1 protein-coding gene is annotated in these 451 nt (G+C 32.6%); it reads left to right on the top strand.

Annotation, left to right across the window (positions count from 1 at the left end; genetic code table 11):
* A partial coding sequence (locus HUU89_RS14505) for a hypothetical protein (RefSeq protein ID WP_217498506.1) occupies nt 1-451 on the top strand: 451 nt, incomplete at both ends.

The following is a 451-nucleotide window of genomic DNA, read 5'->3' as shown; positions in this document are numbered from 1 at the left end:
TTTATTAAAGAAGCTGAGGATGTATCTTTAGAAGAAATCATTGAACTTATTAAAGAAAAGAAGGATCAGAAAGGAAATTCTTATTTCCAACAGCTAAATAATGTCATCGATATTGCTCATCATGGAAGAGCGGAATTTGATTATTTCTGCTGTATCAATCTGCCACAAGCTGATGGAACAATGAAAAGAATTTATCTAGATGTAGAGATACAAAATGTAGAGAATCCAGGATATGCCCCACTAACAAGAGGAAATGATTATCTTTCAAGAATGATTACCAGTCAAAATGGAAAGGAATATGATTGTAGAAACTATGATGGAATAAAAAAGGCCTATGTCATATGGATACTTCCACAAGCTGCTAAAAAGCGAGATGGACATGTCAATCGCATAAACTCTAAATTAGAAAATATCAGTGGAAGTACTATTGAAAGGTTAGAAAGTTATGATA

Source organism: Faecalibacillus sp. H12 (assembly GCF_013361255.1).
In the GTDB taxonomy this organism is placed as follows: Bacteria; Bacillota_I; Bacilli_A; order Erysipelotrichales; family Coprobacillaceae; genus Faecalibacillus; species Faecalibacillus intestinalis.
The sequence above is the reverse complement of the archived record's forward strand: the minus strand, read 5'-3'. Positions and strand labels throughout refer to the sequence as shown.